This is a genomic window from Nocardia sp. NPDC004711, from assembly GCF_053601595.1.
Map to the genome: position 1 here is coordinate 17,265 of NZ_JBSGCB010000090.1, position 6,020 is coordinate 23,284.

Genomic DNA, 6,020 nt, shown 5'->3' on the forward strand with positions numbered 1-6,020 from the left:
ATGAACGCCTTCATCGACGACATCGCCGACGTGTCCGAGGCGATCGCCTTCATCGACGACATCCCCGAAAAGGCATCGACCGAGAAAGACCCATTGAAGCGATCGAGGACAGCCTGCTGCGGGCCGGTGGTCACCCGGCCGAACAGCTCGTCGTCGATCGTCATGGCTGCCAGTGTAGGAACTTTCTTGAGGTGTCTGGTAATTCGCTCACGAGATCGTGTCGATCTTCTTCCGGGCCCGCTACATGCCGAGGCTTGGTCGACCAGGCCGATTGCGGCGGCTGCCGGTGGTCTTTCCGCTGTTCGCGGCGTTGCGGAAGATTCAGCTGTTCGTGGGCAGCCCGGCCGCGGTCAGCACTTCGGCGGGCAGCAGGTTGCGATCGATCCCGTTCCGCTCGCACGCCTCAGTGATGTACTCCCCCAGCACATTGACGTCGGTCCCGCGTTCGAGCGCCGCGCCGAGTTCGGCGACGAACTCCTCGAGCCGCAGCAGCGCCTTCTGCTCGGCGGCAGCCCAGGCGTAGGCCGCATCGCGGGTGCGCTTACGGCCACGCGCTTCAGCGAGATCGCGACTCCTCCCACGCGGTGCCTCCCTCGTCGCAGGCTTCCCCACCGAGGGGGTGCTGCGCGATTTCGAGACCGCCGGCGCCGCGGCCGTGTTCGCGACAGCGGCAACAGGATTGGATGCCGGAGGTGCTGGGACCGGTCCGGCCGGGGTTGCCGGGTTGGCGGGCACCGACCAGGCGGGGTGTTCCCCGGCGAGGGCCGACTTCTTACGGGGCTCCACGGCCGGGGTCATGCGGCCACCACCTTGCCGAGCATGTGCGCGGTGATCGGCCGGAACACATCCTCACCGAGGATGCGCAGCTTGGTGGCCGCCTGGTCGAGGCCGATCCCGGCGTCGATGCTGTCTTTGATCCCCACCCACAACGGAATTCGGTGATCCATCCAGACCGGTACGCCCGGGAAGTGGCGGGCCATGCCCGTGACGATCTCGTCGGCGGTGCGGTTTTCGTTGCCGGTGCCGCGCCACTTGTTGACCACGGTGCCCGCGATCTCGAGCTGCTGATTGTGGTAGGCCCGTACCCCGGCGATCGTCTTGCCGAGCAGGGCCAGCCCGTCCGCGGACCACTTGTCCGCCTCGCTGACCAGAATGGCCTTCTTCGCGGCGGTCAGGGAGTTGATCAGCAGCAGTCCCAGTGCCGGCGCGTTGTCGACCAGGATCAAGTCATAGTCGTCGACCACGGACGTCAGCGCCTCCCGAAGCCGATGCTCGCGGCCGAAATTGGTTGCGCCGATCTTGTGTTCGGCCACGGCGAGGGTCTCCCCGCCGGGCGCCAGGTCGATGCCGTCCCAGATCGTCGGCACGATGACATCCCGCAGCGTCACATCGGTGTCCGGGATGATCGCGTCGGCGAGGGTCACCTCGTCCGGGTCGGCGTCATCACGGGCCAGCGCCGAAGTCGTGTTGCCCTGCGGGTCCATGTCCAACACCAGCACTCGCGCTCCGTGATAGACGCTCGCGCCACGAGCCGAGCAGATGGTCACGGTGGACTTGCCGACCCCGCCCTTTTGATTCGCGAACGCGATTACCTCGGCTGCCATGCCCTGATCCCTCTGTCGCTCAGTCAGTTCGGGGGTCCGTGTGCCCCGTTGTTCGAGGGCACCGTCGCACATTCGGGCGCGCGAAGCGAGCGGACACGCTGACGCTGGAACGCATGCACGCGTGTCAGCGTGTCCAGCTGGACAAGCGCACACGGGTCTGGATATACGCGCGTGCGCGCGTGCGCCTGCCCACGCGTACGTACGCGCCCGATCACTCGGGTACTCGGGCGATCGCGTACGCGAGTCCGAGATTTCAGCGCGTGCTCGCTTTCTGCGACAAGGCGTTTCCCGGGGTCCATTGCCGAGTCTCGATGCGTCCGCGCTTGTTGGCGGTCGGGATGGCGAACCCGACGAGTCCGATCCAGGTTCCGTCGGTGCACTGCGCCCACGCGTAGAGCAGGCCGGGCACGGTGGCGGTGAGGTCGAGCGCACCGCTCTTGATGCGCATCGACACCGCGTCTCTGCGGAACGGGCCGCTCGTCGGAATGGCGACGCTCAGGTCGACGAGTACCGGCACCGGCGGGTCGACGACGCGCCGCTGTGCCGCGGTGAACTCTTCACTCCAGTACTCGAACACGCATTCGATATTTGCACATACTGGCCGGTTGTCCGGGATAGGCTTCCGGAATGGTGAACGTCGGTGATCGCGTGCTTCTGGTGGCTGGTGGACAGTCTGTGTTCGAGGTGCGCGAGATCGACGGCGACCATGCGATCGTCGAATCCGCCGAGATTGACGCACCCGGGCGATATCCGTTCCCTGCACGGCAGGCCAGCCTCGTCTCCGCCGATCAGGGCTAGCGCCTTGTAGCTCATTGGGCGACGACATTCCTAGCGTTCGAGTTTGGACCAGCGCTCATGTGCGGACTGGCGGGTCATGCCGGCGGCGCGGCCAATCGCTTCCCATGACGCGGCCTGCCTACGCGCCTGCTGAACCGCCTCGGTGAGCCGGGCCTGCGCGTCGGTGACCTCGGCTGCGGCGGTCAGCTGAGGTTGAGTTCGTTGTCCCACAGCGCGCTCGGCACCGCCTCCAGCGTCAGCCGCAGGTGACACACGCCCGGTGCCCGATCACGGCCCACCGTCGCAGGGATCAGCAGCCGACGTGCTCCAGCTCCCGCAGGATGATGTCGACCCCGTCCGTGAGGTTGCCGAGGGTGTCCAGCAGCGAGAGCCCCATCTGCAGGGAAGGGACGTGCATCTCCTCGGCGTACCCGAACTCGACCCGCGCGTGCATCGAGTGCATGCGGGCGACAGGCCCAGGGTCCGCGGGACGTTTACAGGTGACACGGGCCAGGACCGCGCCGTCGGTCATTTCACCAGCCATCGAGGTGACGGCCACGACCTCGGCCTCGGTCTCCACGATGCGGAAGGTGCGGTGGTTGTAGGTGATAACCCGCAGTGTGCGGTGCTTGTCGCCGTTGACCAGCTCATTGAGCAGCGCCAACGGGTTGTCCTGGCCGTCGGCATGGCACGGTTGACGCTTCTCGATCACCGCGAACACCTTCGGGTCGAGCAGCGGCGCCAGAGTGACCGGCGGTCCGGTCTTCGAGTTGTTCCAGCTGTCGAGCTTCTCGATGATCGGGAACTGCAATGCCTTGCGCTGCTTGTCGGTGAGCTCGTTGCGGGCGTCGGCATGCCCGTATACCGAATGGTCCAGGGCCGCACGCAGGTTCGTCAGGACGTCCCCGGTCAGCAGCGGCCATTCGTCGGGGATCGGCTCGCGGACCCGGGCGCTGTAGACGACGTCGGTGAGCGAGTCCGAGAACGGGTTGTCCACCGCGACATAGCCGTAGGTGATCGGCTCGGACGCCCGGTATTTCTCGACGACGGCGGTCAGCTCGGCCAGGCGGCGGCGCGCGTGGTCGAGCTTCGCGAAGGCAGATTTCACCACGCCAGGTTAGCCAGTTATTCACACTGTCTGCCAACAGCTTTCGAGCGACACGATGAGCAGCAAGCAAGGCCCGGAATCGCGAGGGTTACCGGCATTCGCCGTGTGTGTCCGATCAAGGGTCGACGATGTCCCCGCCGCCCGCGCGGTGGACCACGATGAGGGGACTGGACATGCGATGGTGTGCGGCATGACCAAACGCGCGGGCCGGAGGAACCCGAACCGGGGGCCGAAACCCCAGAGTGAGACACGTCTTCGTGAGCAGCAGCAGCGCGCCCAGTGGGGCCACGAGCAAGGGCTCAGGCCCGACACACAGCTACCGACATCAGATCCCACGATCCTGTTCTGGCTGCCGATCCGATTCGCTTGCGGCCACGCACTCGACGTCGGGATCGACACCGCGCGGTATCCGGCGAACTTCCGGGAGCGGCTGGCAGGGTTTCTGGAATCGGCATCGGCCTCACCGTGTCTGCGGTGCGGCAGCGAGACAGGTGCGGTCCATGATCGCCCAGTTACGGCTGATCCCACGTACTTGGTGGCACATGATCTGTGGTATCGGGCGTGTCCAATGGATCAGCAAGCCGACGCGACACGCAACGCAGAGTCGGCGCGGCACCGTAGGGATCTGATCGGCTGAACCCGTGAACTCCCTGGGATCGAAAACAGGCGCTTAGAGTGACTCCTCGGTCAGTTGGACCCCGTGGGCCGGGAACTACTTCGGCGTGGTGGTAGGAGACACTGCCGAGGGTTTGATCGCCGAGCTGATGGTGATCTCCGGCGCTGGAGCATCGGCTGCTGGCGGTGTCTGGATCTTGTCGATGACAGGCGCCACCTGGTCGTAGACGCCGCTGGCGAGGGGTTCGTCATGCGCACCTCCGCCGCCGTGGGCGTTGTAGTCGAGGATCTCCAGGTAGTCCACCATCTGCGCGCCCGTGAGCTCGATGGTCGCCATGCCCGTTGCCGGGTCTTCGGTCAGGCTTTTCGGCTTGTCGACCTTGCGTCCGTCCCCGCTTTCTCCCGACCTGTCGCTGTTCGTCCGCGACCACAGGTCTTTCATCATGTGCAACTTGAACACCGGGACGGTCGCCGCCCTGTGTTCGCGATCGGCCTGCTCTTTCGGTGACTGCGTCCCGCATCCGGCCGAAAGCATCAACGCGCCGGCCGCGGCGACGGCCGCGAACAGGCGGACAAGACGTGTACGACGACGGTTCATCCCCAGATCCCCTTTGCTCGCGCAGTGACTTCCGCGCACCCTGCGCATTCAGGGTAGGTAGGAGCACCGACACCAAAGGGCGCTTATGTGAAGTGAAATCCTTTGGCGCGCAACCTCATACGCGATGCATGTGCAGATGCTCGGAATGAATGTGCTCTCATTCCGAGATTCGAATGTGGAGATGTAAGCATCTGTGTTCGATTTCGGCGATGCGTTGGCTAGGTAGTCGGCTCGGTACGGCGGACCAGTTTGTATTGGGTGGTCCACGACAACAGCGTGGTGGCGGGCCAGTAGAGCCGCCCGAGGAACTTGCTCGGGGTGGGGAACGGGCACGCCTTCGGCTTGCCACGCGACAGGAACGACGTGATGGTCTTGGGCTCGACACGGGTGATCACCGATGCGCCAGCGATATCGACCCACACGTCCCCGTCCAGCGGCGGCAGGCCGAACAACTGCCCGCCGGTCAACGGCTCCCCGGACTCCCAAGCGGCAAGTAGTTCGGCCATCTTGTCGCCCAGCGCCACGGTTTCGACCGGTTCGTACTCATGCTCGCTCGGCATGCGATCAACCGTAGCAGCAGGGACAGTTTTAGAACTGCCCGCGTTGATCTGTTCCATCTGATCTCGGTAGGGGCGACCCGGCAGCAGCAGCGCCTGCCATACCGCGTCATCGATGATCAGTCGGTAGGAGCCGCGCAATCCGCGCAACGCCTCGATCCACGCCGGCGGCAGGCTCGCCGCGTACGCGTGCAGCCGTTTGCGTGAGATCGAGACCTTCGGGGCATCGGGACTATCACGAAGGAGCGAGCGCATGAGGTGGATGCCGTGCTTGGGATCCACGGCGAAGAGCACGCGTGCGGCCTTCCACTCCGGGCGCAGCGCGTACACCTCATCGGTGATGGTGCAGCTGCGATGCGAATCGAACAGTTCGGCAATCCCGTAGTCCGGATCGGTGAGCACGCGGAGGAGCGTCGCGGGCCCGGCCGCGGCGAGCAGTAGACGCTGGTCTTCGGTCAGGATCTCTGCGGGAGAAGGCATGGGAGAGGGACTCCATTCGAACATGCTGGCAGTTCTACAACTGCCGGTCACTCCCAGGTTAGCAGTTTTAGAACTGTCAAGTTGGGCAATGTGCCCGGCGGAGTGGCGGATTTCGTGCAAGTCCGGCTTTGTTTCAATCCGCGGTCGATGCATTGCGGAGTGGATAGAGTCGCCTGGTCAGCGTGTGAGCAATGATCAAAATCTGTGGATGACCGGGAGGGCGTACCTTCCCGGATGATCTGACAATCAACAGGTTTCGATCTACTCGGCGCGCCAACGCC

At 64.9% G+C, this 6,020-nt stretch carries 8 protein-coding genes; 1 reads left to right on the top strand and 7 read right to left on the bottom strand.

The annotated features are described in order from the left end of the window. Positions 1 to 321 precede the first annotated feature (321 nt). From ACWEKS_RS45370 to ACWEKS_RS45380, 3 genes are all read right to left on the bottom strand, one after another. Entirely contained in the window at positions 322 to 798 is a 477-nt protein-coding gene (locus ACWEKS_RS45370; protein WP_452345887.1) for a hypothetical protein, read from the bottom strand. Next, positions 795 to 1,604 carry a ParA family protein gene (locus tag ACWEKS_RS45375; RefSeq protein ID WP_452345888.1) on the bottom strand — a complete coding sequence of 270 codons (810 nt, stop codon included), beginning with the start codon at positions 1,602 to 1,604 and terminating at the stop codon, positions 795 to 797. Before ACWEKS_RS45375 ends, ACWEKS_RS45370 begins: the two co-directional genes overlap by 4 nt. Positions 1,605 to 1,857: 253 nt before the next feature. Next, positions 1,858 to 2,181, bottom strand: coding sequence for a hypothetical protein (locus ACWEKS_RS45380; RefSeq protein WP_452345889.1), 324 nt, complete (start codon positions 2,179 to 2,181; stop codon positions 1,858 to 1,860). 50 nt (positions 2,182 to 2,231) lie between these two features. On the opposite strand from ACWEKS_RS45380, the gene ACWEKS_RS45385 reads away from it, so the two are divergent. Further along, entirely contained in the window at positions 2,232 to 2,402 is a 171-nt protein-coding gene (locus ACWEKS_RS45385; RefSeq protein ID WP_452345890.1) for a hypothetical protein, read from the top strand. 30 nt (positions 2,403 to 2,432) lie between these two features. Here the strand turns inward: ACWEKS_RS45385 and ACWEKS_RS45390 are convergent, their stop codons facing one another. The 4 genes from ACWEKS_RS45390 to ACWEKS_RS45405 all read right to left on the bottom strand — a co-directional run bounded on the left by ACWEKS_RS45390 (position 2,433) and on the right by ACWEKS_RS45405 (position 5,739). Continuing rightward, positions 2,433 to 2,612: a hypothetical protein gene (locus ACWEKS_RS45390; protein WP_452345891.1), complete on the bottom strand. Its 180-nt coding sequence runs from the start codon at positions 2,610 to 2,612 to the stop codon at positions 2,433 to 2,435. A gap of 79 nt (positions 2,613 to 2,691) precedes the next feature. Further along, positions 2,692 to 3,489: a hypothetical protein gene (locus tag ACWEKS_RS45395; RefSeq protein WP_452345892.1), complete on the bottom strand. Its 798-nt coding sequence runs from the start codon at positions 3,487 to 3,489 to the stop codon at positions 2,692 to 2,694. Between the two features lie 712 nt (positions 3,490 to 4,201). Then, the gene (locus tag ACWEKS_RS45400) at positions 4,202 to 4,702 is read right to left on the bottom strand and encodes a hypothetical protein (protein ID WP_452345893.1); all 501 of its coding nucleotides are present in this window, start codon (positions 4,700 to 4,702) and stop codon (positions 4,202 to 4,204) included. 218 nt (positions 4,703 to 4,920) lie between these two features. Then, positions 4,921 to 5,739, bottom strand: a complete 819-nt coding sequence (locus ACWEKS_RS45405) for a hypothetical protein (protein WP_452345894.1) — start codon at positions 5,737 to 5,739, stop codon at positions 4,921 to 4,923. Between the last annotated feature and the right edge of the window lie 281 nt (positions 5,740 to 6,020).